The organism is Chitinophaga sp. 05T412, from assembly GCF_056396465.1.
Map to the genome: position 1 here is coordinate 139,912 of NZ_JBFTLN010000018.1, position 25,445 is coordinate 165,356.

Annotated in this window: 21 protein-coding genes; 14 read left to right on the forward strand and 7 right to left on the reverse strand. The window is 44.3% G+C overall.

What is annotated here, in order from left to right; translation table 11 throughout:
• Positions 1 to 59: 59 nt before the first annotated feature.
• The gene (locus AC1DFM_RS30350; RefSeq protein WP_477080541.1) at positions 60 to 893 is read right to left on the reverse strand and encodes a CvfB family protein; all 834 of its coding nucleotides are present in this window, start codon (positions 891 to 893) and stop codon (positions 60 to 62) included.
• Between the two features lie 144 nt (positions 894 to 1,037).
• Between AC1DFM_RS30350 and AC1DFM_RS30355 the strand changes: the two genes are divergently transcribed.
• Complete coding sequence (locus AC1DFM_RS30355; protein WP_477080542.1) at positions 1,038 to 1,874, forward strand: sulfite exporter TauE/SafE family protein; 837 nt, start codon at positions 1,038 to 1,040, stop codon at positions 1,872 to 1,874.
• A 3-nt stretch (positions 1,875 to 1,877) separates the two neighbouring features.
• Positions 1,878 to 2,273, forward strand: coding sequence for a DUF1634 domain-containing protein (locus AC1DFM_RS30360; protein ID WP_477080543.1), 396 nt, complete (start codon positions 1,878 to 1,880; stop codon positions 2,271 to 2,273).
• A gap of 200 nt (positions 2,274 to 2,473) precedes the next feature.
• On the opposite strand, the gene AC1DFM_RS30365 is transcribed toward AC1DFM_RS30360, so the two are convergent.
• Both AC1DFM_RS30365 and AC1DFM_RS30370 read right to left on the reverse strand, forming a co-directional pair.
• Positions 2,474 to 3,838: an alpha-L-fucosidase gene (locus tag AC1DFM_RS30365; RefSeq protein WP_477080544.1), complete on the reverse strand. Its 1,365-nt coding sequence runs from the start codon at positions 3,836 to 3,838 to the stop codon at positions 2,474 to 2,476.
• A 221-nt stretch (positions 3,839 to 4,059) separates the two neighbouring features.
• Positions 4,060 to 5,574 carry a malate:quinone oxidoreductase gene (locus AC1DFM_RS30370; RefSeq protein WP_477080545.1) on the reverse strand — a complete coding sequence of 505 codons (1,515 nt, stop codon included), beginning with the start codon at positions 5,572 to 5,574 and terminating at the stop codon, positions 4,060 to 4,062.
• Between the two features lie 204 nt (positions 5,575 to 5,778).
• Here AC1DFM_RS30370 and AC1DFM_RS30375 point away from each other — a divergent pair, with 204 nt between their 5' ends.
• Positions 5,779 to 6,606 carry a metallophosphoesterase family protein gene (locus tag AC1DFM_RS30375; protein WP_477080546.1) on the forward strand — a complete coding sequence of 276 codons (828 nt, stop codon included), beginning with the start codon at positions 5,779 to 5,781 and terminating at the stop codon, positions 6,604 to 6,606.
• Positions 6,607 to 6,645: 39 nt separating this feature from the next.
• The gene (locus AC1DFM_RS30380; protein ID WP_477080547.1) at positions 6,646 to 7,284 is read left to right on the forward strand and encodes an SMI1/KNR4 family protein; all 639 of its coding nucleotides are present in this window, start codon (positions 6,646 to 6,648) and stop codon (positions 7,282 to 7,284) included.
• Between the two features lie 101 nt (positions 7,285 to 7,385).
• On the opposite strand, the gene AC1DFM_RS30385 is transcribed toward AC1DFM_RS30380, so the two are convergent.
• Positions 7,386 to 7,781, reverse strand: coding sequence for an SRPBCC domain-containing protein (locus tag AC1DFM_RS30385; protein ID WP_477080548.1), 396 nt, complete (start codon positions 7,779 to 7,781; stop codon positions 7,386 to 7,388).
• Positions 7,782 to 7,826: 45 nt separating this feature from the next.
• Here AC1DFM_RS30385 and AC1DFM_RS30390 point away from each other — a divergent pair, with 45 nt between their 5' ends.
• The 6 genes from AC1DFM_RS30390 (at position 7,827) to AC1DFM_RS30415 (ending at position 18,464) form a co-directional block, all read left to right on the forward strand.
• Positions 7,827 to 8,195, forward strand: a complete 369-nt coding sequence (locus AC1DFM_RS30390) for a VOC family protein (protein ID WP_477080549.1) — start codon at positions 7,827 to 7,829, stop codon at positions 8,193 to 8,195.
• Between the two features lie 27 nt (positions 8,196 to 8,222).
• The gene (locus AC1DFM_RS30395) at positions 8,223 to 8,687 is read left to right on the forward strand and encodes a hypothetical protein (RefSeq protein ID WP_477080550.1); all 465 of its coding nucleotides are present in this window, start codon (positions 8,223 to 8,225) and stop codon (positions 8,685 to 8,687) included.
• A 139-nt stretch (positions 8,688 to 8,826) separates the two neighbouring features.
• Positions 8,827 to 11,211: an ABC transporter permease gene (locus AC1DFM_RS30400; RefSeq protein WP_477080551.1), complete on the forward strand. Its 2,385-nt coding sequence runs from the start codon at positions 8,827 to 8,829 to the stop codon at positions 11,209 to 11,211.
• Between the two features lie 105 nt (positions 11,212 to 11,316).
• A complete protein-coding gene (locus tag AC1DFM_RS30405; protein ID WP_477080552.1) occupies positions 11,317 to 13,803 on the forward strand; it encodes a glycoside hydrolase family 9 protein in 2,487 nt (828 codons plus the stop codon).
• 248 nt (positions 13,804 to 14,051) lie between these two features.
• Positions 14,052 to 17,141, forward strand: coding sequence for a SusC/RagA family TonB-linked outer membrane protein (locus AC1DFM_RS30410; RefSeq protein ID WP_477080553.1), 3,090 nt, complete (start codon positions 14,052 to 14,054; stop codon positions 17,139 to 17,141).
• 21 nt (positions 17,142 to 17,162) lie between these two features.
• A complete protein-coding gene (locus AC1DFM_RS30415; protein WP_477080554.1) occupies positions 17,163 to 18,464 on the forward strand; it encodes a RagB/SusD family nutrient uptake outer membrane protein in 1,302 nt (433 codons plus the stop codon).
• Between the two features lie 49 nt (positions 18,465 to 18,513).
• On the opposite strand, the gene AC1DFM_RS30420 is transcribed toward AC1DFM_RS30415, so the two are convergent.
• Complete coding sequence (locus tag AC1DFM_RS30420) at positions 18,514 to 19,476, reverse strand: D-2-hydroxyacid dehydrogenase family protein (protein WP_477080555.1); 963 nt, start codon at positions 19,474 to 19,476, stop codon at positions 18,514 to 18,516.
• An 87-nt stretch (positions 19,477 to 19,563) separates the two neighbouring features.
• Here AC1DFM_RS30420 and AC1DFM_RS30425 point away from each other — a divergent pair, with 87 nt between their 5' ends.
• Complete coding sequence (locus AC1DFM_RS30425) at positions 19,564 to 20,349, forward strand: protein phosphatase 2C domain-containing protein (RefSeq protein WP_477080556.1); 786 nt, start codon at positions 19,564 to 19,566, stop codon at positions 20,347 to 20,349.
• A gap of 92 nt (positions 20,350 to 20,441) precedes the next feature.
• Here the strand turns inward: AC1DFM_RS30425 and AC1DFM_RS30430 are convergent, their stop codons facing one another.
• Entirely contained in the window at positions 20,442 to 20,930 is a 489-nt protein-coding gene (locus AC1DFM_RS30430; protein ID WP_477080557.1) for a DUF2867 domain-containing protein, read from the reverse strand.
• 208 nt (positions 20,931 to 21,138) lie between these two features.
• On the opposite strand from AC1DFM_RS30430, the gene AC1DFM_RS30435 reads away from it, so the two are divergent.
• Positions 21,139 to 21,447 carry a hypothetical protein gene (locus AC1DFM_RS30435; RefSeq protein WP_477080558.1) on the forward strand — a complete coding sequence of 103 codons (309 nt, stop codon included), beginning with the start codon at positions 21,139 to 21,141 and terminating at the stop codon, positions 21,445 to 21,447.
• A 202-nt stretch (positions 21,448 to 21,649) separates the two neighbouring features.
• On the opposite strand, the gene AC1DFM_RS30440 is transcribed toward AC1DFM_RS30435, so the two are convergent.
• Positions 21,650 to 22,102: a peptidase associated/transthyretin-like domain-containing protein gene (locus AC1DFM_RS30440; protein WP_477080559.1), complete on the reverse strand. Its 453-nt coding sequence runs from the start codon at positions 22,100 to 22,102 to the stop codon at positions 21,650 to 21,652.
• A 413-nt stretch (positions 22,103 to 22,515) separates the two neighbouring features.
• Here AC1DFM_RS30440 and AC1DFM_RS30445 point away from each other — a divergent pair, with 413 nt between their 5' ends.
• Positions 22,516 to 23,460, forward strand: coding sequence for a terpene synthase family protein (locus tag AC1DFM_RS30445; RefSeq protein WP_477080560.1), 945 nt, complete (start codon positions 22,516 to 22,518; stop codon positions 23,458 to 23,460).
• A gap of 119 nt (positions 23,461 to 23,579) precedes the next feature.
• On the forward strand, positions 23,580 to 25,259 hold the full coding sequence (locus AC1DFM_RS30450; RefSeq protein WP_477080561.1) for a hybrid sensor histidine kinase/response regulator: 1,680 nt from the start codon (positions 23,580 to 23,582) through the stop codon (positions 25,257 to 25,259).
• Positions 25,260 to 25,445 lie beyond the last annotated feature (186 nt).

The following is a 25,445-nucleotide window of genomic DNA, read 5'->3' on the forward strand; positions in this document are numbered from 1 at the left end:
ATTAGCAAAATGCAGCGGAGATAGCATCTGATATGTGCTCCGCTGCATTTTGCTAACAGCTAGATATTTTCTTCCGCTTTAATCCCCGTTTGTGTAAAGGTGATTTTCCGCTGTTTGTATAAATTTCCTATTGTCATTTTAAAGGTTTTCTTGCTCATACCAAAGAACTCCTGGATTTCTTCCGGAGTGGACTTATCATGATAAGGCAGGTAGCCATTGTTTTCTTCCAGCAGGCGCATGATTTTTTCCGCTTCGTCTTCTACTCTGCCGAAGCCGGGTTTTCCGATGATGAGGTCTATTTTACCTTCTTTGATCTGGCGTACGAAGCCTTTCATTTTATCGCCGATTTCGAGCGAGCGGAAAATTTCGTTGTGGTGCAGAATACCGGTGTGCTGGTTGTTGATGATCGCCACATAGCCGATGTCGGTGCGGCGGTAGATCACGATGTCTACTTCGTCTTTTTCCTGTACGGTAAGGTTTTCATTGCTGAGGAACCGATCTATTTTTTCGGTGGCAGCGAGGCGACCGGTTTGTTCATCGATATATATTTTCACCAGGTACTCCTGGCCGGGTGCCATGCGGGTTAATTGCTGGGAAGTGGCTACAAATAAGTCTTTCATGAGGCCCCAGTCCAGGAAAGCGCCTTGTTTGGTAACGCTTACGGCTTTCAGCAGCACAATATCGCCTACAATACCGAAGGGGCGCTGGGTGGTAGCGATCAGCCGGTTTTCTGAATCATGATAGAGGAATACTTCCAGCTCATCACCTATTTCGGTACCCTTGGGTACAAACCTTGTTGGGAGCAGGATTTCCTGGTCTATCCCTTCGAGATATACACCAAAATCAGCTTCTTTCTTTACCCTTAACAGGTTGTATTCACCCACCTTTATCATAAAATTTGATTAATAGTCCGGGTGCAAGTTACTTATAGATTGCCGGATTGCGAGAATCATATTCTGCTTACTTTTGTAAACATCAGCGATTCACTGGTTACCTGTAATTCCGGGAGGACTGATCTAAACCAACCAAACCATCTTATGACGATTTTATCATTTACCCTGATCCTCCTATGCGGGGCCTTTACGGCCGGGCTATTGGGGTCGCTGACCGGGCTGGGCGGCGGCGTAGTGATCATCCCTTTACTCACCCTGGTGTTTCATGTAGACATCCGTTATGCCATTGGTACCGCGTTAGTGGCGTCTATTGCCACATCTTCCGGATCTGCTTCTGCCTATGTAAAGGAAGGTATTACCAACATCCGGCTGGGGATGTTTCTGGAAATTGCCACTACTACGGGTGCCGTGGTAGGGGCGCTGATTGCCGTGTATATGCCCACCAATGTGGTGGCCATCATTTTCGGGCTGGTGCTTATTTTTTCTTCGTTGATGTCTTTCCGTAAGAAGATGGAAGCGCCTACCGGAGATCAGAAAAGCAAGCTGGCGGCGCAGTTGCGACTTAACAGCAGCTACCCTACTGCCGAGGGAGTCGTTAATTATGAAGTGCATCGTGTGCCGGGCGGCTATTTTATGATGACTTTTGCGGGGGTAATGTCCGGGTTACTGGGCATTGGCTCGGGAGCGCTGAAAGTGCTGGCGATGGACAACATCATGCGTATTCCGTTCAAAGTATCTACTACTACCAGTAATTTCATGATTGGGGTAACGGCGGCAGCCAGTGCCGTGGTGTACCTGCAACGTGGCTACATTGCGCCGGGATTGTGTATGCCGGTGGTATTGGGCGTATTAGCCGGGGCTTTTGCCGGTTCGAAATTGCTGACCCGTGCCAATGTAAAATGGCTACGTATAGTCTTTAGCGTAGTAATTGGCGCGCTGGCATTGCAAATGATTTATAATGGCATTGCCGGAAAATTATAACCTATGAAAAAGTTTTTCTCTAATTATCTCCGGGACAAGGATATTCAGCAGCTGATAGGAAAACAACTGCGGGTAGGCGTAGTTACTTCCAGTATTATTGTATTGATTGGTGGGGTGATTTACCTGATCCGTCACGGGCATGAACAGCCTTCCTATAGCGACTTTACCGGCGTCCGCGAAGGGCTGACCAACCTGCCGGGTATCTGGCAGGGCGTGCTGGAAAACAAGGGTATGAATATTATCCAGTTGGGGGTAGTGTTACTGATTGCTACGCCTATTATTCGTATAGCCTTTTCTGTTATAGCTTTTTTACTGGAGAAGGATTACCTCTATGTAGTGCTGACGCTGGTGGTACTGGGCGTTATTATGTTTAGTATGTCAGGTGGGCTGGCGGGGTAAAGCCCGTATAGTCTATCGCCTTCGGCGATTGTCTTTTTCAGGATTCTACTGATTCTACTGATTTTGGGATTTTAAAAAGATAATGGGGAGATAAAAGCAAACCTGCTTATATCTCCCCATTTATTTAAATCTACTCCTGAAAATCAGTATAATCAGTAGAATCCTGAAAAAGACAATCCGCCGAAGGCGGATCTCCTCCGCTACAGGCTTACAGCGATTACTGTATCCGTTGTATCCGGAGCGGTGGCTGGCAGCTGAATGGCCAGATCGTCTCCGTTTGCAGTAGTGGTTAGTTTTTTGCCATTGGCCAGTAGTCTGGCGTTATTTACTTTTCCCTTCACACCGGGTACATGCAGCTGACCATCAGCAGGCCAGTTGAATACGTGCAGATATAAGGTGGTTTTATTACCGTTTTTCTTTTGGGTGCAACGGCCCCAATCCAGCGATGGCAGCGGGCTGCCTTGTGTACCATAAATCGACTCTCCGTTTACTTTCATCCACTGGCCGATACCTTTCAATGCGGTGAGGCTGCCTTCGGGAAATTGTCCCAGCGCATCAGGGCCTACGTTGAGGAGATAGTTACCATTTTTGGAAGCGATATCTACGAGATTACGTATAAGCGTTTCCGTAGTTTTCCATTTGTGATCATAACTTTTGTATCCCCAGGTGCCGTTCATGGTCATGCAGGTTTCCCAGTCGCGCCCATCCAGTTCTGACTGGGTAGGGATTTTTTGTTCCGGTGTTTTGTAGTCGCCGGAAAAGTTAGGGCGTTTCAGGCGGTCGTTGGTGATGATATTGGGCTGCAGGGCCAGTGCGTTCTGCAGCTTTTGTGCATATTCATCTGTCATGTTGGTAGGGGTATCCCACCATAATACGGCTACATCGCCGTAGTTGGTGAGGAGTTCCTTTACCTGTGGTACGGCTACTTTATCAATGTATTCAGCCATGGTAGCACTGGTTTGCAGCGGGTCCCAATGGCCGGTGTTGGCCAGTGTGTAGGCATCTATTTTGGCAGAATCCGGATTGGGCCAGCCTTCGGTGGCTACTTTGCGGGCAGCGGCGCCGCCGGGATTGTTCCAGTCCTGTGCCTGGGAGTAGTAGAAGCCCAGTTTGATACCATATTTTTTGCAGGCAGCTGCCAGTGGGGTAAGCACATCTTTGCCATATGGGGTAGCATCTACGATGTTCCATTTGCTGGCATTGGATTTAAACATCGCAAATCCGTCGTGGTGTTTGGCGGTAATCACAATATATTTCATGCCCGCGTCTTTGGCGGTTTTTACCCAGGCGTCTGCGTCATATTTCACGGGGTTGAATTGTTTGGCGTATTGCTGGTATTCCAGCACGGGTATTTTAGCGCGGTTCATGATCCATTCGCCGCCACGGCCTACCTGTTGACCTTTATAGTTGCCGGCCAGCTGGGCATAATCGCCCCAGTGGATAAACATGCCAAAGCGTGCTTCCCGCCACCATTGCATGCGTTGATCATGTGTAAGTGTGGTTTGTGCAAACAGGATGGATGCCGGTATTAACAGCGCCACCAGGAACAGGAGTCCTTTTTTCATAAACATAATGTGGATATTATATATTATGCAATCGTTTGCATAATATCGGTAAAAAATAAGCGCCGAGCGCTCTTATCTTCCAATAACAAACTAAATGTCTATAAAAAAAGTGGAACAAACTGGATTGATTTTACCAGAGTCTGATATTTTTTTGGGTAGATATTTTGCCTTCAAAGTGGGTGACTTCAAAAACAAAATATCTACCTAAAAGAATTATATGCTTAGGCCATCTCTACTTCGCGCAGTTCCAGCACCTGGGTAGTCCAAACACGCAGTTCATCTACCAGGGCAGGATTGTTCAGGAGAGATTGTCCGTAGGAAGGAATCATTTTTTTCAGTTTCAGCTGCCATGCTTCGGTTTCCACTTCGTTACGGAAGCAGCGTTTCAGCAGATTCAGCATAATAGAAACAGCGGTAGACGCGCCCGGAGAAGCACCCAGCAGGGCCGCAATGGAGCCATCAGCAGCACTTACTACTTCTGTACCGAATTCCAGGATACCACCGTGTTCAGGATCTTTCTTAATTACCTGTACGCGTTGTCCGGCAATTTCCAGTTCCCAGTCTTCCATCTTCGCTTCCGGGAAATACTCGCGTAAGGCTTCCAGTCTGTCTTCCGGCTTCTGTCTTACCTGTGCAATCAGGTATTTGGTTAACGGAATATTATCCAGGCCAGCAGATACCATTGGGCGAATGTTGTTCGCTTTGATAGACAGTGGGAGGTCCATGAAAGAACCATTTTTCAGGAACTTGGTAGAGAATCCGGCGTAAGGGCCAAACAGCAGGGCTTTCTGGCCGTCAATCATGCGGGTATCCAGGTGAGGCACTGACATTGGAGGCGCACCTACAGAGGCTTTGCCGTATACTTTTGCACGGTGTTGTGCTATAATTTCCGGATTGTTGCAGCGCAGCCATTGACCACTTACCGGGAAACCGCCAAAACCTTTTCCTTCCGGAATGTCTGACTTCTCCAGCAATGGCAGGGAGCCGCCACCAGCACCAATAAAGACGAATTTTGTGTTGAGGATTTGTTTTTCGCGTGTTTCGCGGTTTTTCACCTTGATAGTCCAGCTACCATCTTCTTCTTTCTTGAAATCACGTACGTCATGATTGAAGTGGATGGAAACGCCGTCCAGTTTTTCCAGGTGGTTAAACAGTGCGCGGCTCAAAGCGCCGAAGTTCACGTCTGTGCCCATTTCCATGTGGGTAGCCGCTACTTTCTGTGCCGCATCGCGTCCTTTCATCACCAATGGCATCCAGTTGTCCAGTTGCTTTGGATCTTCCGAATATTCCATGGTTTTGAAAAGATGACATTGCTGCAGTGCTTTGTATCTTTTTTTGAGGTAATCCACATTCTCTTCTCCCCAAACAAAACTCATGTGGGGAACACTTTGTATAAATTCGTGTGGATTGGAAATGATGTTATTTTCTACCAGATAAGACCAGAATTGACGAGACACTTCAAATTGCTCTGCAATGTTCACCGCTTTCTTAATATCTACTGATCCATCCTGTTTCTGCGGTGTGTAGTTCAACTCGCAAAATGCAGAGTGACCGGTACCAGCATTGTTCCATGCATCGGAACTTTCGGCTGCCGCCACATCCAGTCGTTCAAAAATTTCAATGGTTAATTCCGGTTCCAGCTCTTTCAGGAGCATTCCCAAGGTGGCACTCATAATTCCAGCGCCTATTAAAACCACATCCGGACCTGTTCCAGCTGTACGCTTGCTTCTAAACATAACCCCATTTTTATTCGAGGTGCAAAGTTACAATCAAAACAATTATGCAGGGCGATTAAATTGGTCGTTTGACACACTTTAACAATATTATTACAATTCTTTCTGAACGGATTGAAAGTTGTGAATAGATGCAACGGATTTTATATTTTAGTTAAACATCCCACTGTTAAATAATGAACTATCCGGAAATATTATTTTTATTATATGATGAACAGACGCACATTTTTAAAAGGAGTATCTGCTGCGGTCATTATTTCCGCCAGTGGCAAAATTGTGTCGGCGGTAAGTCGCCGGCATTTCGACAGCAAAACCGTGTTTCGCTTTGCGGTTGGGTCCGACTGGCATTTCGGGGAACCTAAAACACCTTCCGAACAGTATTTCCAGGACCTGCAAACTGCCTTTCAGCAATATCAGCAGCAGTATCCCTGCGAATTTTTTGTACTCAACGGAGATATCATCCACAACGATCCCGCCCTGCTATTGCCTGCTGCCGCCAAATTAAAGCAACTGCATCCAAAGCTGTTGGTAACACATGGTAACCACGATATGGTATCTGCCGACGCCTGGGAACAAGCCTGGGGAATGCCGCTGAACCATGATGTCGTGATCGGCAACCAGGTGATTTTACTCGGCAACACCGCTGATGACAAAGGAAAATACCTCTGCCCCGATGTGGAATGGTTTGCCCGTAAACTGGAGCAGTACAAAACCGCCAGTAATATATTTATCTTCTTACATATTACTCCCGTAAAATGGACCGATAACGGGCTGGATTGTACCGAATTCCAGGCCCTCATCAAAAAATGCCCTAATATCAGGGCTGTCTTCAACGGACATGACCATGACCAGGACAGCGTGAAAATGCTGAACGACAGTAAAATACCTTTCCTCTTCGACGGCCATATTGGTGGCAGCTGGGGCGTTGGCTACCACGGCTTCCGGGTAGTAGAGCTGAAGGCAGATGGCAGCCTCCTGTCTTTCATCATGAATCCGCTGACCCGCCAGAATGAGCAAGTATTTCCGAAAGTTTAGGTATTTTGCCGGTACATTCGGGATGCTAAAAGAAAAACTATGCTGGAGGAACTTGAAAAAGATTACGGATTTACCTATCCAACACTCTATAAACAATTATATAAAGACGGAATGCTGGACTGGGGCGAGTTTGGAGAAGACTGGCTGGATAAGGTATATCCTGCCATCAAAACCGCACCTCCATTATTGCTCTATGCCAACGACCTCGAGGTAATGGCATTGACCACCGTAGACGAAGAAATGGACGAAGGACTGTTGTTTGCAGATCCCGTTCACCGGTTTGTTCCCTTTGCCATGAGCGGCGCGGGCGACTGGTTCGCCTTCTACTTCAATTTACAGAACGGTGAAGATGTACCTATTGTACAGGTATTTCATGATGTCAACGAAGCCTGCATACTGGCAAAAAACCTGCAGGATTTCATCTTCCTGCAAATGCTGGAAGCCGTAACAGACCTGGACCCTAAACATCCATCGCTGATTGTACACGGCAATATGAAAGAGAATTGCAGTAATTTTCTGCGTACCCACAGCCCTTATCTGACGCCGCGTCAGGCTAAACTCGTTGAAGCCGTATACGATTTCGGCCGGCTCACCAATGTGGCCCTGCATGATATTGTGGAGAAGGAAATGAATTTTGAATGGCTGGATAGCAGTTTTCCTTATCAGGTGAAAGGATAAGCAGAAAGCTGAAAGCATAAAGCAAAAAGCTATCGTAGCGAGTAATCAAAGCGTATTAATATTCGCCATGTTCACTCGCTACGATAGCTTTTTGCTTTATGCTATTCTTTATAGAAATCAATCAGCGCACCAAAATACTGGTCATTCCAGCCCTCTGTAATGTCTTCAAATGCTTCGTCCGGGATATTGATATGCTTCAATTCCACATCAGTGCCTTTAGGTGCCGGATGGAGCTTAATGGTCACAATAGAAGCATTTTCCATATCTTCTTCGTCGTCATCCCCGAAATACCACTGCTGCACAATTTTCTTGTCCTGCTCAAATTCCAGGTTTTTCCCTACAATACTGGATTCCCATAAGGAAAACTCAGAGCCCGGTTCGGTAGACATTTCGGCTACTTCGCCGGTCCACAGCTGAATGGTAGCGGGATTGGTGAGTGCCGCATATACTTCTTCCGGAGGAGCAGCCAGTATAAAATGTTTTTTATAATCTTTCATGGTTTCAAAACTAGAATTAATTATTTTCCTATAAAAATTGAGTGTATGCAATTTACCAAACTGATCCCAAATATATTTTATTCAGATATGAATGTGGGTTTGCAGCTTTTTGTAGACACACTCGGTTTTTCCATTGCTTACAGAGATGATAGCGGAGAGCAGCCTTTCTGCATCATTAAACGCGATACCCTGGTGATTCACCTCATTGAAAGCCATGAATGGGCCATTAAAGACCGCCCTCAGATCCGGCTGGAAACAGATGATATTGAATCCGCCTTAGGTCAGGTGAAAGCCGCCCATCCCGAATTACTACATCCCAACATGCCTGATATTCGCCTGCAACCCTGGGGCGCACTCGAGTTTGCCTTAAAAGACAAAGAAGATGTTTGCGTAATTATCCAACAACCGGCATAGCTGGTTTTTAAAGTTGATGTATCCTATATGATGAAAGTATCACAAAAGCTGTACAATGAAAAATTGCGAAGTCCCGGTGAACGCATTACCAGACTCGCAGGAACCCTTGCATTCATGATACTCGTGTTAGGTATAGGCGGGTTTCTTGTGCCACGAAAATTCAATGATGGCGTTGTTAGCTGGGCTATTTTTGGATTGATAGCGCTGTATTTTGTAATAGACACCATCTACACAAAAGTACTGGTATCTATTCATTTCGATTATGAACTGGAAGCTGTTATTGTTACCAGCAGTACTTTATTCACCCAACCCCAAACAGCACAAATCCCTTTCTGGGAGCTGCGCTTCGAAACCGGAAAAGAAGGGAAGCGATTCATTCCCTACCTGGATATTTACCAGGGCAAAAAAAAGGTTATTCGACTAAATCGTGATAGTATAGGGGAGCATACGTTTGATATGATCAACGAAGCATTCTCTGAACTGGGGCTTTAGCTGTTCATTTTCGGTCATATTTTGTTCGTTAATGAACAAAGTAGCCGACCGTGGAGGCCGTAAACCCTTTACAGGCAGGACTTGCAACTATGGCAATTTTCTTGTGTCTTTAACATGCCTGATTCTAAAACCAGTTGTTATGGTAAAGAGCTACCTGAAAATTGCGATCAGAAATTTGTTAAAGCATAAGCAAATTTCATTTATCAACATCTTCGGCTTGTCGGCCGGCATGGCGGTGACCATGCTGATTGGCCTGTGGATATGGAATGAAATATCTTTTGACAGATACCATGATCACTATGACCGTATCGCCATGGTGTGGCAGCGGGCGATCACGCCTACGGAGTCGGGGGCCTTTAATGCTGTGCCTATGCCGTTAGCCGCGGAATTGAGGAACAGTTATTCCAGTGATTTTAAGCAGGTAATACTCACCGGTGATGGTACACATACCGTGGGGGTGGGCGACAAGAAATTTACCAGCAGAGGTAGTTTCATGGAGCCCGGAGGGCCGGACTTATTTAGTCTGAAAATGCTGAAAGGCAGTCGCGCAGGACTAAAAGACCCTGCCAGCGTGTTGTTGTCGGCCTCCTTTGCCAAATCGCTGTTCGGAGATAAGGACCCCATGGATCAGCTGATAAAACTCGACAATAACAATGACCTCACGGTGAAGGTAACCGGTGTGTATGACGATTTACCGGAGAATACCAGCTTAAATGGCGTTAATTATATTCTTCCCTGGGAGCTGTATGTGACCAAATGGAATTGGGTGAAAGGCGCCAAAGATCAATGGGATTTCAATGCGATGCATATCATTGTGCAGTTGGCCGATAATGCGGACATGGAGAAAGTGTCGGCCAAGATAAAAAATGTGATGACCTTACACACCAAAAAGGAGCAGCATTTTCAACTGGAGCTTTTCCTGCACCCCATGAGCAAATGGCATCTTTATTCCGGTTTTGAAAATGGAGTGCAGTCGGGTGGCCAGATTCGTTATGTCAGGTTATTTGGCATCATTGGCGTATTTGTATTGTTGCTGGCGTGCATCAATTTTATGAACCTGAGCACTGCCCGTTCAGAGAAACGCGCCAAAGAAGTAGGCATCCGCAAAGCTATCGGATCTATGCGGGCGCAGCTTATTGGCCAGTTTTTGAGCGAGTCTGTATTGGTCGCCCTGTTTTCTTTTGTATTGGCTTTATTATTTGTATTGGGGGTGCTGCCGTGGTTTAACCATGTAGCCGATAAGCATATTCATATTCCATGGGCCAATCCCGTATTCTGGTTAGTGGGTATTGGTTTCAGCCTATTTACAGGCGTCCTGGCAGGTAGTTATCCCGCTATTTATCTTTCTTCTTTTCAGCCATTAAAAGTATTAAAAGGCACGTTCCGGGCGGGCCGTTATGCTGCGGTGCCCCGCAAAACATTGATAGTAGTACAGTTCACCGTGTCTATTATTTTAATTATCGGAACTATTGTTATTTACCGGCAGATACAGTTTGCTAAAAATCTTCCGGTGGGATATAACCGTAATGGATTACTTTCTATTCAAATGACTACACCGGAAAGCTATTCCAACTTCAATGTAATCAAGAGTGAATTGAAGGCGAGTGGCGCCATTACAGAGATGACCGAATCCCAGGGGCCGATAACAGATATCTGGACCAGCTCTGGTGGTTGGGAATGGAAAGGACGCCAGCCGAACCAACAGGATGGCTTCACTATCATTGGCGCCAAATACGGCTACGGTAAAGTAGTAGATTGGCAGTTTATATCAGGACGCGATTTCTCGGAGCAGTTTGCCACAGATTCCATGGGACTGATACTGAATGAAGCCGCGGTGAAATATATGGGATTGAAAGATCCTGTCGGTGAAATTATCAGGAAAGATCACGAGGATTACCATGTGTTGGGCGTGGTTAAAAATATGATCATGGCATCGCCTTATCAGCCAGTACAACCTGCTATTTATTACTTCCTGAAAGAAGGCGGCAATTTCGTTAATCTCCGGATCAATCCCGAAATCAGCACCAGCAAAGCGTTGACAACCATTGGGCAGGTGATGCAAAAGTATAATCCTGCCGCTCCTTTTGAATACAAATTTGCAGATGAAGAATATGCAAAGAAGTTCAGTGAAGAAGAGCGTATTGGACAGCTATCTACATTCTTTGCCGTGCTGGCTATTTTGATTAGCTGCCTTGGCTTGTTTGGTCTGGCGTCTTTTTTAGCAGAACAAAGAACGAAGGAAATAGGTATCCGCAAAGTAATGGGGGCTTCGGTATTTCAGCTCTGGCAAATGTTGTCGAAAGATTTTGTGGTGCTGGTAACGCTTTCCTGTTGTCTGGCCATTCCTGTTGCCTGGTACTTCTTACATCAGTGGTTAATGCAGTTTTATTATCACACTACTATTGTGTGGGGAATTTTTGCCTTCACAGGCTTAGGTGCATTGTTGATTGCGTTGATCACCGTGAGYTATCAGGCTGCCAAAGCCGCTATGGCTAACCCCGTTAAAAGCTTGCGGGCAGAGTAGTTTACACCAGTGGCGAACGAAATCGATTAAGTAAAGTATTTCTTTTCGCTATCCCGTAAAAAAAGTATTTTTATCGTKAAAGGATTTTCAACCAGCACCGGCACGATGAGAAATACATGCTTAGTAGTATTACATCTGTTTTATTTTCTGCTGCCGGCTTCTCCGGCCAAGGCACAGTCTCCTGCTGCATGGATACGCATTAATCAGCTGGGATACCTTCCCGGAGGTGTTAAAGTAGCAGTATGGGGAGCTAAAGAAAGTGGGGCGCCACGTACCTTTCAGCTGATGTCAGCTACCACCGGGCAGGTAGTATACACTGGCACCGCCAGCGCTGCATTTGGCGCCTATGGGCCTTTTCAGCAAACCTGCCGTTTGAATTTCAGTACATTTAAAGAGACGGGAACGTATTACCTGAAAACGGGAACAACCGTTTCCCCTGTTTTTCGTATAGACGATAACGTTTACGCAGGTACGCCGGATTTTTTACTGCGTTATATGCGGCAACAAAGAAGCGGCTTCAATCCTTTTTTAAAAGACTCTTGTCATACACACGACGGATACACCATGTACGGCCCCATGCCGGACAGCACCCATGTGGATGTTGCCGGTGGCTGGCATGATGCCAGCGACTACCTGCAATATGTTACTACGTCCGCCAATGCTACCTTTCATTTACTGGTGGCTTATCGCGACTTCCCGGGCGTATTTGGTGATCAATATGCGGCCAACGGATTGCCTGGCGCCAACCACGTAAAAGATGTATTGGATGAAGCCCGCTGGGGGCTCGACTGGCTCCTGAAAATGCACCCGGATAGCAAAATCATGTTTAACCAAATCGCGGACGATCGTGATCACCATGGCATGCGCCTGCCGGGAGAAGATAATTTTTATGGTAAGGGCTTTGAACGGCCGGTTTACTTTTGCACCGGACAACCACAGGGATTAGGGAAGTATAAAAATAAAAGCACTGGCGTAGCTTCTACTGCCGGTAAGTTCTCCAGCGCTTTTGCACTAGGTTATCGTTTATTTCAACTAACGGATACCGCCTATGCGCAATTGTTAAAACAACGCGCTTTTTCTGCGTATCAAATGGGATTGGCGCAGCCGGGTGTTTGTCAAACTGCCTCTACGCTGTCGCCTTACATTTACGCGGAAGACAACTGGACAGATGACATGGAGCTGGCAGCAGCTACCTTATATCAGGTTACACGTGAACCACGCTACCAGCAAGCCGCCTGGCAAAATGCACAACAGGAAAAAGTAACACCCTGGCTGGGAGCAGATACCGCCAATCATTACCAATGGTATCCGTTCATCAACCTCGGACATTATGCACTGGCAACACAAATCAGGGGCGCGGAGAAACAGCAACTAATCGGTTACTATAAAACAGGTATCGAAAAAGTATGGCATAAGGCGCAACAGAATGCGTTTTATCGAGGTGTACCTTTTATCTGGTGCAGTAATAATCTTACTGCCGCATTTGCCATCCAGTGCTATTGGTACCGGCAACTTACGGGCAGCAACGCTTATGAAGCGTTGGAGCAAGCCAACCTCGACTGGCTATTTGGGTGCAATCCATGGGGCACCAGTATGGTATATGGTTTGCCCGCAAACGGAGATACGCCCGAAGATCCACATTCCGCCTTCTCGGTTATTGGACACTACCGGGTAGACGGTGGTTTGGTAGATGGACCGGTGTATACCAACATCTACAAAAATCTTATCGGCATACGTTTATCAAAGCCGGATGAATACGCCGCATTCCAGAGCAACTTAGCCGTGTACCACGATGATGATGGCGATTATAGCACCAATGAACCCACCATGGACGGCACCGCCTCACTGGTATACCTGCTGGCGGCCAAAGCACAGGAGGGCGCCAGGAAACGGCAATATGACCATGGTGGTATTATCCGTGGAGATAGTAGTCGTAAGCAGCTGGCACTTATTTTTACCGGAGATGAATTTGCAGACGGAGGTGCTATGATACGGGCTACACTGCGGCAACAGCAAGTACCTGCCTCGTTTTTCTTCACCGGGAAATTTTATCGGGACCCGGCAAAACAGGCATTGATACAACAGTTAAAAGCTGATGGGCATTATCTGGGGCCGCATGGCGATCAGCATTTGTTGTATTGCGACTGGCAACAACGCGACAGCCTTTTGGTGACCAAATCACAATTCCTCGGCGATCTGACTGCCAATTACAACAGCATGTCGGCGGTGGGTATCTCCCGAAAAACAGCTCCCTGGTTTTTACCTGCTTATGAATGGTATAACGACAGCATTACGCAATGGGCTGCCACAGCCAGTGTACGCCTGGTGAATTTTACGCCGGGAACAGGGTCGAATGCGGATTACACCTATCCGGAAATGGGGAAACAATACCAGTCTTCCGCCACCATTTACGACCGGGTGCTGCAATATGAAACGAGCCATCCCGGCGGTTTAAACGGATTTTTATTACTAATGCATATAGGCACCGATCCACGGCGCACTGATAAATTTTACAACAAACTTCCCTCGCTTATTACGATGCTAAAAAAGAAGGGATATCATTTTTCAACACTGGAAGCCGTGTTGCAATAATTTTTTCAACCATTACTCACTTAAAAACAAACAGCGCAACTATTTATTACAACTTTTGTCTAACTGTTTTGTTACCCATTGTATACTCAATCCATCAGCACCTTATGAACGCCAGATCGGCTAAAAATCAATAGCATGGATAGTCCTATTTATGAACCCAGTACCTGTAATCAACCAAACAAACATCTCATCAAACCTTTTTTATGCACTTATTTTTGTCAACTACAATAGCAAAAGGACGACCCGTTTTGCTATGGTTACTTCTGAATCTATTTGTGTTTACTGCCATGGCGCAGGTGAAGATTTCCGGTCGGGTGACGGATGAACAGAACACACCTCTGCCAGGTATTACCGTGATCATTAAAAATACCAAACAAGGCGCGCAAACAGACCCGGATGGCCGCTATTCCTTTACTGCCAATGTTCAAAAGGGCAATTACACCCTGGCCTATTCCGGGATTGGTTTTGCACCAAAAGAAAGTGTATTGGTCGTGAATGATGCCAGTGGCAGCTACACACAAAATATACAATTAACCACCAGTGTTTCCAAGCTGGATGAAATAGTAGTAACCGGTACCTCTGAAGGTACTACCCGGCGTCAGTTAGGTAACTACATCAGCACAGTGAAAGCGGATGAACTGAGCAAAGGCGGTACTGGTAACGTGTTGGCAGCCCTGCAAGGTAAAACTGCCGGCGCACAGATTACACAAAACTCAGGAGACCCTTCGGGTGGCATCTCTGTAAAACTACGTGGTATCAGTACTATATCAGGATCTACAGAACCCCTGTATATTGTGGATGGGGTGATTATTGATAACTCCACCACCCGCGTTACCAACTCCGATCCTAACTATGGCACCGGCTCCAATGGCGACAACTTTGTAGGTAATGTTGGACAAAACCGGATGTCGGATATCAATCCTGCTGATATCGAAAGAATAGAAGTACTGAATGGCGCCGCCGCTGCGGCCATTTATGGCTCCCGTGCCAACGCCGGTGTAGTACAGATCTTCACTAAACGAGGAAGTACCGGTGCGCCGGTAGTGAATTTCTCTACCACACTTTCTATGAATCAGCTTCGGAAAAAGTTAGACGTCAATGAGGCGCCTACTAAATTCGGTGGATCACCTAATGACTCCACCCAAAATATTCTGACGCCGGCAGTGGTGAGTACCACCCCAGTAAAACGGTACGACTACCAGGATTACATTTTCCGCACGGGTGTGGGAACCGACAATAATATTTCTGTAGCCGGTGGTAAAGACAAAACAAAATATTATGCCTCTGCCAGTTACTTGTATAACCAGGGCATTATCAGAAATACAGATTTCAGTCGCTATAGCTTTCGTTTGAACCTGGACCAGGAGTTGGCCAGCTGGATCAGCTTTAATGCCAGTGTAAACTATGTATATAGTAAGTCTGATGAAAAGCCCGATGGTAATACGTTCTATTCTCCCATGAATGCCGTTACCATCATCGGTAACTACTATGACATTCAGCAACGTAATGCCCTGGGACAACTCCAGAAGGTGGGTGAACGCGGAAGGGTAAATCCCGTATCTGTAATAGAAGATTTTAAGCAACAAGAACATGTAGGCAGAGTGATTGCCGGTGCAGGTTTTAAGCTCCGGCCTATTAAAAATCTGACAGTAGATTATCGCATGGGTATCGATAACTACAGCCAGGAAGGTACTACGTTTATGCCTGCCTTTGCCTATTTCGTAAGCCCCGGATTTTACGGTGGCGGGGCCTCACTTGATCCCACACAGAATGGTTATGCCAGCGCAGGAAATAACAACTCCTTTATGATTAACCATGACCTGAATGCTACCTATAACTGGGATATTAATGATAAGCTGACTTCTGTTACACAGGTAGGTTATTCGGTACAGTATCAGCGCATGCATTACACGCTGGAGCAAGGCAGAGGATTGCCGCCATTTGTACAAACATCCGACAGGGCTACCACTATTATCCCTGGCGCGGATCAGCGTACCGAGTTATCTGTTTCCGGAGAATATATTCAGCAGAATTTTAAATATCGTAACCAGTTATTCGTTACCGGTGCACTTCGGATGGATGGATCTTCTGTGTTTGGTGTAGATGAAAGAAATCAGCTATACACTAAATTAAGCGGTAGCTATGTGTTATCAGGTACTGACTACTGGGCGAATTCCGGTCTTGCCAAATGGTGGGATTTGCTGAAGTTCCGCGCTGCTTACGGAGAGTCAGGTAATCTGACCGGTATCCCCGCTTATGGCCGCTATAATACCTATAATGCCACCGCGTTTATTGGCGCTTCTTCGTTTCAGTCGCCTTCCACGTACACCAATCCGAATGTGAAGCCAGAGAAGCAAAAGGAACTGGAAATAGGAACGGATATGGCATTCTTAAATAATCGTATATCCTTATCCGTTAACTACTATAAAAAACGGGTGGAAGATTTGTTGATTAGTCGTGCTATTGCGCCTACTAATGGTTATTCTTTCTACCTCGACAATATCGGTACCCTCCAGAATTCAGGTGTAGAAGTAGTATTGAACCTTACGCCGGTAAAAACAAAAGATTTCAACTGGAACCTGACAGCTATTTACAATCGCAATAAAAACAAAGCGGTAGATATCGGGCAGTCGCTGATTTTGTACAATACAGTAGGTGGTGCGCCCATCGGAATTGCTAACGGAGAGCCTATCGGCTTTTTCTATGGTACTTTCTTTGCCCGCGACAACAACGGCAATATTCTGAAAACACCTGCTGGTATACCGGTAACGGAAAAGGGTACTCAGGTAACACCACTAACGTATACGGTTGCACGTGACCCGGCCACCGGATTGCCACCAGCCACTGGAGCGACGGTATTAAATAAGAAAATAGGAGATCCTAATCCAAAGTACACCGCTACGCTGACGAGCGATTTGCAGTATAAGAAACTGGGATTACATATTCAGTTAGATGCAGTACAGGGCGTGGATGTGTTTAACGCGGATTTCAGAACAAGACAAGGGGTAGACAATGGTAAAATAGCAGAGCAGGAAGACAAAGGTTTATTACCCCGTGGTTTCATTGCTGGCAACTACAACATACAGGAATGGCGCATAGATAATGGCTCTTTTGTAAAATTGCGTGAGGTATCTTTCACTTATGACTTCGGTAAAATAAAGGGTTTAAGTGATTTGTCACTGAGCCTGGGTGGACGCAACCTGATTTCATGGGACCACTACAAAGGCTATGATCCGGAAATAAATGCCGCAGGACAAAGTACCGTGCTGCGTGGCATCGACTTTGGCGCAGTACCTATTCCAAGAAGCTTCAATTTCGCTGTGCGCGCAAAATTCTAAACCCATCAAATACGATCCATTATGAAACGATATATTCCATATAGCTTATTAATCGTCCTGATATTTTCTGTGGTAACGGCCTGTAAAAAGGACTACGCCGATCCTTCAGGTCCTTCTTCAGATCAGGCATATAGTTCTCCTGTTACACTCGCGAATGCAGCAGTAGGCTTGCAGGCATGGTATGCGAAAGACCGCGTGGGATTGTTATATACCACGGTGGCTTCTGGTAGCTTGCTGACTAAAGAAACGTTTGTGACCAATCCGGGTAACACGGATGAGGCGCAGATAGATGCAGGAGGCAGCAGTATTTTAAATACCAATGCAGTAGTCACCCAAATGTGGGCAGTAACGAATAAGATCCGGTATGAGGCTGACAGTATACTACGCAGAACCAATACAGTTGTGACTGACAAAGCTTTTGCCAGTGGTATTATTGGCTACGCTTCTATTTTCAAAGCGCTGGCGATTGGCATACAGGGAAATTTTTGGGAGCAGGTGCCGGCCAATACCGGTAAGCCGGATACAGCTACTGCGGATGTAAGCTTTATCCCCGGCAAACAAGGATATGCGCTGGCAGTAAGTACACTGGACAATGCTATCAATACCATTAAAGCAACGCCTATCAGCAGCCGCTTTGGTGTAAATGTCCCCAGCACTGTAAACATCATTAACACCCTATATGCTTTGAAAGCGAGGTACGCACTATGCGCAGGCGATTATACTGCTGCATTAGATGCTGCCAATAATGTTGACCTGAGTGTGAGATCTACCTTAGCTTTTAATCAACAGATCACTAACCCCATCTTTACCCTGGTAACTGCTACGAATAATATTTACACCGTAGTGGATCTAACGATGGGATTACCAGCAGGGCTTCAGCCAGACGCAGCCGATCAGCGGGTGCCATTTTATATTGTAAATCAGGCTCCACGTTACCTTATCAATGGGTTTTTCAAGACTAACATCACGGCCGTTCCCATTTATCTGCCCGGAGAAATGACATTGATAAAAGCAGAATGCTATGCCCGTCAGCATAACGTGCCTGCCGGTCTGGTCGAGTTGAATAAAGTAGTGACCAAATCGGCTTCAGCAGATGCTTTTGGAGTGGGTGCGCAGTTACCTCCGGTTGCCGCAGCTACGGAAACTGATTTGCTGAATTTAATTTATAAGCATCGCCGGATAGAGTTGTTTATGGGAGGACAGGAACTGGAAGATTGTCGCCGGTTTGGAAGACCGCAGGCAGAACGGAAAAGAAATTATTTCCCTTATCCTTTTGTAGAGAGAAACGATAATCCGAATACACCGCCGGACCCCGCGCTTTAAGATTTTTGCCAAGGTTGCCACCACAAGTGGCAACCTTTTTTATTTCGTTTTATAAAACTTCCGGGTTGGCAATATTAATGGGATGGCCATTTACAAAGCTCATTACATTTTCAAATGCTTTTCCGAAGTACAATTCGTAACTGTCTTTTTCCACATAGCCCAGGTGTGGGGTACATACTACATTGGGCATTTGTAACCATTCGGATTGGGTATCATATATAGGTTCTTCCTCGTATACATCTATGCCGGCAAATCCGGGCCTGCCGTTTTTAAGACAAGCCATCAGCGCTCCTTTTTCGACGAGTTCCGCACGGGACGTATTAATGAGTACTGCGGTAGGTTTCATCAAACTGAGGTCGGTCGCTTTTACAATGCCGTTGGTGCTGCTGTTTAGCCGGAGATGGAGAGATATCACATCTGAGTTTTGGAAGAAGTGTTCCTTCGTTGCTGCTTTTTCAAAGCCGTCCTGTACCGCCTGCTCTCTGGAACTATCACTTCCCCATACCAGTACTTTAGCGCCAAAAGCTTTTGCATATCCGGCTATCATTTTACCGATTTTTCCATATCCCCAAATGCCGATCGTTTTGCCATGAACGGTAGTCCCGATATTCACTTGCCATTGCCCGTTTTTCATGCCTGCTATGGCGGCAGGAATTTGTCGGAGGGTATTCATGATCAGTATCCACGTGAGTTCTGCAGGAGCTATAGGAGAACCGATCCCTTCTGCTACGGCAACTTTATGTTGGGTACAGGCTGCCAAATCAAGGTGTGCGGCTATTTTTCCTGTTTGACTGATGAGTTTCAGGTTGGGAAGTAAAGCTAATAATGCGTCGTTTATTTTTGTTCTTTCTCTGGTTAATACCAGCACCTGCGCATCTTTTAGTTGTGCTGCCAGTAATGCAGTATCCTTTTCGGTATGATGCAGAACGGTTACTTCCTGTGATGCCAGTAGTTCAAAACAATCGAGACGCCGGATAATATGTTGGTAGTCATCCAGAATAGCTATTTTCATGTGCCTGGTTTTAATGAGGTATGCAAATTAATTTTTTATGGGGAGATGACCTACGCGGTTTTTTAAACGATACTATTTCAATCGGCGATGTTTTTAACATTCAATGAAAGTGATTACCTTGCTCTCAGTTTGAATATGCACCTATACACTACCCTGCGCATTGGCGCTTATCACATCAACCATTGTGAGGATTATCTTTTTACAGATACTATTGGCAGTAATAAAATTGTTTGTGCCGTAATGGATGGCTGTACCATGGGAACAGACAGTTACCTGGTAGCAACAATAGTCGGTAAGTTATTGCGAAAGATTTGTAAAGCGATTAGCTACAAGGAATTCTATACCAAAGAGTTGGTGGCGTATACACTTGATAATTATCTTAAGAAAATATTACAGGAACTGTTTAGTGAAATCAAGATAATTAAAAACCAATTGCAACTGGAACGGGAGGAATTGTTAACTACTTTAATTATTCTGCTGGCCGATACGGAGGCGGACAAAGGCATCGTATTAGCCATTGGAGATGGCGTAGTGGCGGTTAACGGCGTAACGACTTCCTTCGATCAGGATAATAAGCCCGACTACCTTGGGTTTCATTTATCGTCCGATTTTGAGGATTGGTATCATGCCCAACGGCAGCGGATTGTTATAGATACGCTGCGGGATGTCAGTATTGCTACTGATGGCATTGAATCATTCACTAAGCTGGCAGCACCCGAAAATGATGAATCCATTGATCCCATTGCTTTTTTATTGCAGGATGGTACTGGTGTAGGTAATGAGGAAATGCTGAATATGAAATTGAAAACGCTGGAGCATCAGTATGGACTTAATCATACAGATGATCTGGCGGTGATACGGCTGGTAAGATAACCTGATCAATTTTTTTTATGGTATCAAAGATATGGTTGTTGTTTGCTTTTCTATTGCTGGCGTTACATGTAGATCCGCAAGAATAGGATTTATTACTTCTCCGCGAGTGCTTTTATCATTTCTTTGAAGATAAAGCCATGAAATGGTAGCACGGCGTACCAGTATAGATGTCCTGCCAGTCCATGTGCCACGTAGGTAGCTGTTTGGTGTAGTATATTATTTTCGTCAATGTAAAATTCCAGCCACGCCTCGCCGGGTAATTTCATTTCTGCATATAACAATAATCTTTTTTCTTCCCGGCTGGCATAGGCTACCCGCCAAACATCCAGCGCTTCGCCGGTGTGAATATCGTGAGGATGCCTGCGTCCGCGGCGAAGTCCCGGTCCGCCGAAAAGCTTATCTATAAAGCCTCGTAGTTGCCAGAGCCAATTGGCATAGTACCAGCCTGTGGTACCTCCTATGGAAAATATTTTGTGCAGGGTTTGTTCAGGATCAGCCACAGGTATGGTACGGACATCACGGTAACAATCCGTAGTTGGTACAGTGGTATGCGCAGACATATCTTTAGTTGTTATCTCCATCTCTTTCCTGTAAAATGGCTGCGAATGTATGGAATGATTTTTTATGGGAGAAGATATTTGCAGAAGTCGGGAGATTTAATATATTTGGCGATACCTAAGATTGTCTGCTACTCCCTGAAGAATGTAACAGGCCGAATACGGAACCAGTTTAATAAAAAGTACCCCCAAACACTAACAAAGAAGCCACGCTTCAAAAACAACAAACGTTATGACTACCGAAGAAACACTGTACCTCTCCATTGGGCAAAAAATTAAAGATGCCGAACAAAGCCAGATGTTCGGGAAGCCTTGTTTTAAAGTTAATGGAAAAGCATTTATCTGCTTTTTTCAGAATGAAATGGTTTTTAAATTGACTGGTGATGTACACGGAGAAGCGCTGAGTTTAGATGGCGCTACGCTGTTTGACCCATCCGGCAAAAAAAGAGCCATGAAGGAATGGGTGCAGGTGCCCGGTGATTATAGCKATCAATGGGCGAAGTTTGCGAAGGCCGCGGTGAAGTATGTGGGTGGGAAGTAGTGGGATATCCTTGTGCTGTTGCATGACTTCGAAGAACTGCCTAAATGGAAGCGGAAGTTTTGGGTCGTTATGAGTGTCGTATTCTTTTTGCTACCAATGATTTTGTTTGGATTTCCCCTAAGCAAAAAATAATATGTGATTTTTGAAGGTATAAGTAATAAAGCCTTCTGGTATTTTCCAGGAGACTTTATTACTTATACCTTCAGTACCCCTGTGGAATTCCCTTGCCCCACTTCTTACCAATTATTTTCAATCTCCGGTATCCTATGTACAGAATTTGAATTTCTTTAACCGGAGAAGATCTATCAAGTTGGAACCTGCCAAGTGAGTCTGTCGCCAATGTTTCTTTATGGCCATTCCTTCTTATCAGTATTACAGTGGCGCCTACAAGTGCGTCATTACTTTTTGCATCTTTAACCAAACCTTCAATTTTTTGTTGGTCTATATCTTTTAGTGCCAGTTTTATTTGTTGTTCAACTATACATCCATCTCTGCCAGTAAATCCGTAATCCGGGATGCGGTCGACAATCAATTGGTTAAAGTACTTGTCGTTATAAGAAAATTGCGAAAGTTCTCTTTTCTTTTGACAGAAGGTAGTTAAAGAAGTGCAGAGTATGACAAAGGCTACGGGCAGTGACTTTGATAGGTAGGGCATTGTTGATTTTTGATTTAAGGTAAGTGATTTTTATGGCATCTATACGTTACTGGGCGATCTAACCTCTTCCGCAAAGACAGAATTTGTATTTGAAATACACCTTATTTTCCCTCTGGATATACTAAATTTTCCGTTTAAAAAATTGTCCCTTTTAGCTATTTTGCCAATAAGTTGCAGCATGATAATTTAAATTTATGTAGAGATGCCATTTGAACTATAGATGTGTCTGTAAATCATTACGAAACAACGATAAGTGCATGTTTTTGTTCCATTATTCTTAATTCATTTGCGATTCTATTTGCCTATTCCAGTAACCATTAAGTAGATCATCCTGAACCTACTACGCCTACCTGTCAGTTAATCGAAAGCTCATTTACATATAACATATATTAAGTAACCTAAATCAATTATGTATGAAACATGTTGCTTCGCCCTCTAATGAGGCTTTTGCTGGCATTTATTATCCTATCCACAATTTAGTCAGTAAGCATTCCGATGTCATGGAAGAGATAACAAGAAATTGGGTAGATAGCTACGATTGTCTGCCACCTACATTCAAACAAAAAGCCAAAGGAGCCAACTATGGAGTACTAACTGCGGCAGTGATTCCTCGTGCCGAAATAGAAGTGCTGATACCTATTACCCGATGGATGTTATGGGCATTTTGCTGGGATGATTATTATGGTCCATATGAGAAACAAGACTTAAAAGCAATTTGCAAAACGGCATTAAGAATACTGAAAGGTATTGAAGACGAAGGGCAGTATGAAAATACACTCTTTAGCGAGTTGGCTATCATACGGGAGGAGTTGCAAGGAGTTGCTAATAGCGAATGGATGAGACGATTTGTAAATTCGCATATTTACTATTTCCAGGGACTATTGATGGATACTTATAGTTATAAGAAAGACTTGCAGTATCCATCAAGTGCAGAGTATTTCAAAATCAGAGATCGGTTGATAGGAGGTTTTATGGTGATGGATTTGCTGGAACTGGTCGGTACTATTTTTCCAAAGGGGCTGTTTGAAAATCCTAGAATTCAGAAATTGCGCCTGTTAGCTTCCCGTCTAATGATTTATGATAATGATATTTTTTCGTATAAAAAGGAAATTAAAGAAGGAGAAGCGATGAATATTGTACTTGTTTTGCAGGCAGAAAATAACATAAGCATTGGTGAGGCATTGGCCCTTGCTATCAAAATGAGAGAAAAAGAGTATAGAGAACTATTAGCTTTTGAGCATCATTTCAGGGAATTCGGACGGTATAGTAGTATTGTAAGGAATTATTGGCAGAATACCATGATTTTGCTGGAAGGGCAGCTCAATTGGTACCGGCTCATGTCAAAGAGATATGAATAACATCTGAATAACTCCATTTTTGGATTTATTTTAGTATTATATGCTTATATTCACAGTGCCATGAAACCTACACATGGCATTGTGAATATTTATTGTCCTCATATAACCCAAAAAGGATCATGAACGCCTTCGGTATTTCTCAAATTGAAACTGTACTTAAGAAGATCTGTTATCTGATTGCTGCATTATCGCTAACACTTGGCCTCTATGTGTATAAGGTGTTGGACTACACGCCTATGCTATATATTGAATTGGCAATAGGAGTATTCTTCCTTATAATGCCGTCATTAACAAGAATAATAGGGCTCGATTTAAACATTTCACTTTTCTTCATTGTCCTGAACTCAGCTTTGGTCTATTATGGCGTCATATTGGGCCCATTGTCAGAAATACATCTATTGGTAGTTTTTTTAGTGGGTGCTTCTGTGTGTTTATTGTGGGGAAAGAAGCTGATGTATTTTCCAGTAGCGTTGGTACTATCGATGTTAATCTTCCTTGAGCTTAACTACTATTATTTTTGGTTTGCTCCGCTTAATATTGAGTATCCCAAAGCGATGATCGTTAGGTGGGTTGTTGTTTTTACCGGAAGCCTACTATCTATTGCTACTTTTTGGTATTTCGCAAAGCAATGGGTGGCGGAGAAATTTAGAAGATTAATTACAGATTTGCGCAAAGCAAATGAATCTAAATCAGTTTATTTACGCGAAACGTCACACGAACTGCGTACACCACTTTCTTCCATATTTGGTATAGCCCAACTATTGCACTCGAAAAGAAATACTATCACTGATCCAGAGCTAAAGAAAGAGATCGAGTATTTATTCGAATCGGCGTTTGTCGCAACTAAAATAGTAGATAATATTTTAGACATGTCGAAGATTGAGGCAGGAAAGTTTGATGATATAAAAGAAGAAACAATAGATCTTAAGAAAGCAATAGAAACCTGTATGGTAATGCAGCGATATGTGGCAAGTACCAGAGGCATAAAGATACATTTGGATTATGATGAGCAATTGCCGCCTTATATCATTACGGATAAAATAGCACTGTATAAGGTTATTAATAATCTGTCGTCAAATCTTGTGAAGTATGCGCCAGAGCAAAGCGATGTTGAGATAAAAGTACTCCGTCAAAAACAAACTATTATCTTTCAGACAAAAAATTTAGGTGTTATCAGCCCTAAGGGATTAGAAACAATATTTGAACCTTTTGCCTCAAGTAATGATACCTTAATGAGTACGGGACTGGGCTTGCCTATCACCAAGCACATTATTCAGCTACTTGGTGGTGATATCACAGTGAAATGTATTGATGATAGTACAATTTTCAAGTTGTTTATTCCTCTTATAGCAGGGCGTGAAGATGATTTGTCTGCAAGTGACCGGCCATTCAAAGAAGGTTCATTAAAAGGATACCGGATTTTATGCATTGATGATGATCCAATACAACAACACATTCTAAAAGTAACGATTAAAATGACAGGAGCAGAGTCGATAATTGTAGATGGAGGAGAAGCCGCTTTTGATTTTCTGAATAAAGAAAAGCCTGCACTCATTATTTGTGATGCAAATATGCCATTAATGAATGGCAAACAATTTTTATCCAGGTTGAAAACGAGTATGGAGTTTAAACATATTCCGGTGATAGTGATCTCGGGAGATGCCTTTGAAACGGAGAAGCAAGAAATGATGAAAGCTGGCGCTGATGAATACCTTACAAAACCTTTTCAGTTTGGAGCGTTTTATTCAATACTACAGAAATATCTTCCACCTATCAGGATTTTATTAGTGAATAAATGAGTGAAAGAGCGCAATATATCTATTGTTGGAGTTGAAAAAAAGACACTATCTCATAAACTGTGTAAATTCTAAAAATCGGGGTGTTTCACCTCGATTTTTTAATTTTAAAGCATATATAGTTTTATGAAGACAGAAGATTTTTTATCAGACGACTTTCTGAAGCAGTTTAAAACGGCCGATCAACTA

Coding starts and splice junctions, on each gene's coding strand:
- AC1DFM_RS30350 (WP_477080541.1), bottom strand. CDS start 893: ATGATAAAGGTGGGTGAATACAACCTGTTAAGGGTAAAGAAAGAAGCT.
- AC1DFM_RS30355 (WP_477080542.1), top strand. CDS start 1,038: ATGACGATTTTATCATTTACCCTGATCCTCCTATGCGGGGCCTTTACG.
- AC1DFM_RS30360 (WP_477080543.1), top strand. CDS start 1,878: ATGAAAAAGTTTTTCTCTAATTATCTCCGGGACAAGGATATTCAGCAG.
- AC1DFM_RS30365 (WP_477080544.1), bottom strand. CDS start 3,838: ATGAAAAAAGGACTCCTGTTCCTGGTGGCGCTGTTAATACCGGCATCC.
- AC1DFM_RS30370 (WP_477080545.1), bottom strand. CDS start 5,574: ATGTTTAGAAGCAAGCGTACAGCTGGAACAGGTCCGGATGTGGTTTTA.
- AC1DFM_RS30375 (WP_477080546.1), top strand. CDS start 5,779: ATGATGAACAGACGCACATTTTTAAAAGGAGTATCTGCTGCGGTCATT.
- AC1DFM_RS30380 (WP_477080547.1), top strand. CDS start 6,646: ATGCTGGAGGAACTTGAAAAAGATTACGGATTTACCTATCCAACACTC.
- AC1DFM_RS30385 (WP_477080548.1), bottom strand. CDS start 7,781: ATGAAAGATTATAAAAAACATTTTATACTGGCTGCTCCTCCGGAAGAA.
- AC1DFM_RS30390 (WP_477080549.1), top strand. CDS start 7,827: ATGCAATTTACCAAACTGATCCCAAATATATTTTATTCAGATATGAAT.
- AC1DFM_RS30395 (WP_477080550.1), top strand. CDS start 8,223: ATGATGAAAGTATCACAAAAGCTGTACAATGAAAAATTGCGAAGTCCC.
- AC1DFM_RS30405 (WP_477080552.1), top strand. CDS start 11,317: ATGAGAAATACATGCTTAGTAGTATTACATCTGTTTTATTTTCTGCTG.
- AC1DFM_RS30415 (WP_477080554.1), top strand. CDS start 17,163: ATGAAACGATATATTCCATATAGCTTATTAATCGTCCTGATATTTTCT.
- AC1DFM_RS30420 (WP_477080555.1), bottom strand. CDS start 19,476: ATGAAAATAGCTATTCTGGATGACTACCAACATATTATCCGGCGTCTC.
- AC1DFM_RS30425 (WP_477080556.1), top strand. CDS start 19,564: ATGTTTTTAACATTCAATGAAAGTGATTACCTTGCTCTCAGTTTGAAT.
- AC1DFM_RS30430 (WP_477080557.1), bottom strand. CDS start 20,930: ATGGAGATAACAACTAAAGATATGTCTGCGCATACCACTGTACCAACT.
- AC1DFM_RS30440 (WP_477080559.1), bottom strand. CDS start 22,102: ATGCCCTACCTATCAAAGTCACTGCCCGTAGCCTTTGTCATACTCTGC.
- AC1DFM_RS30445 (WP_477080560.1), top strand. CDS start 22,516: ATGAAACATGTTGCTTCGCCCTCTAATGAGGCTTTTGCTGGCATTTAT.
- AC1DFM_RS30450 (WP_477080561.1), top strand. CDS start 23,580: ATGAACGCCTTCGGTATTTCTCAAATTGAAACTGTACTTAAGAAGATC.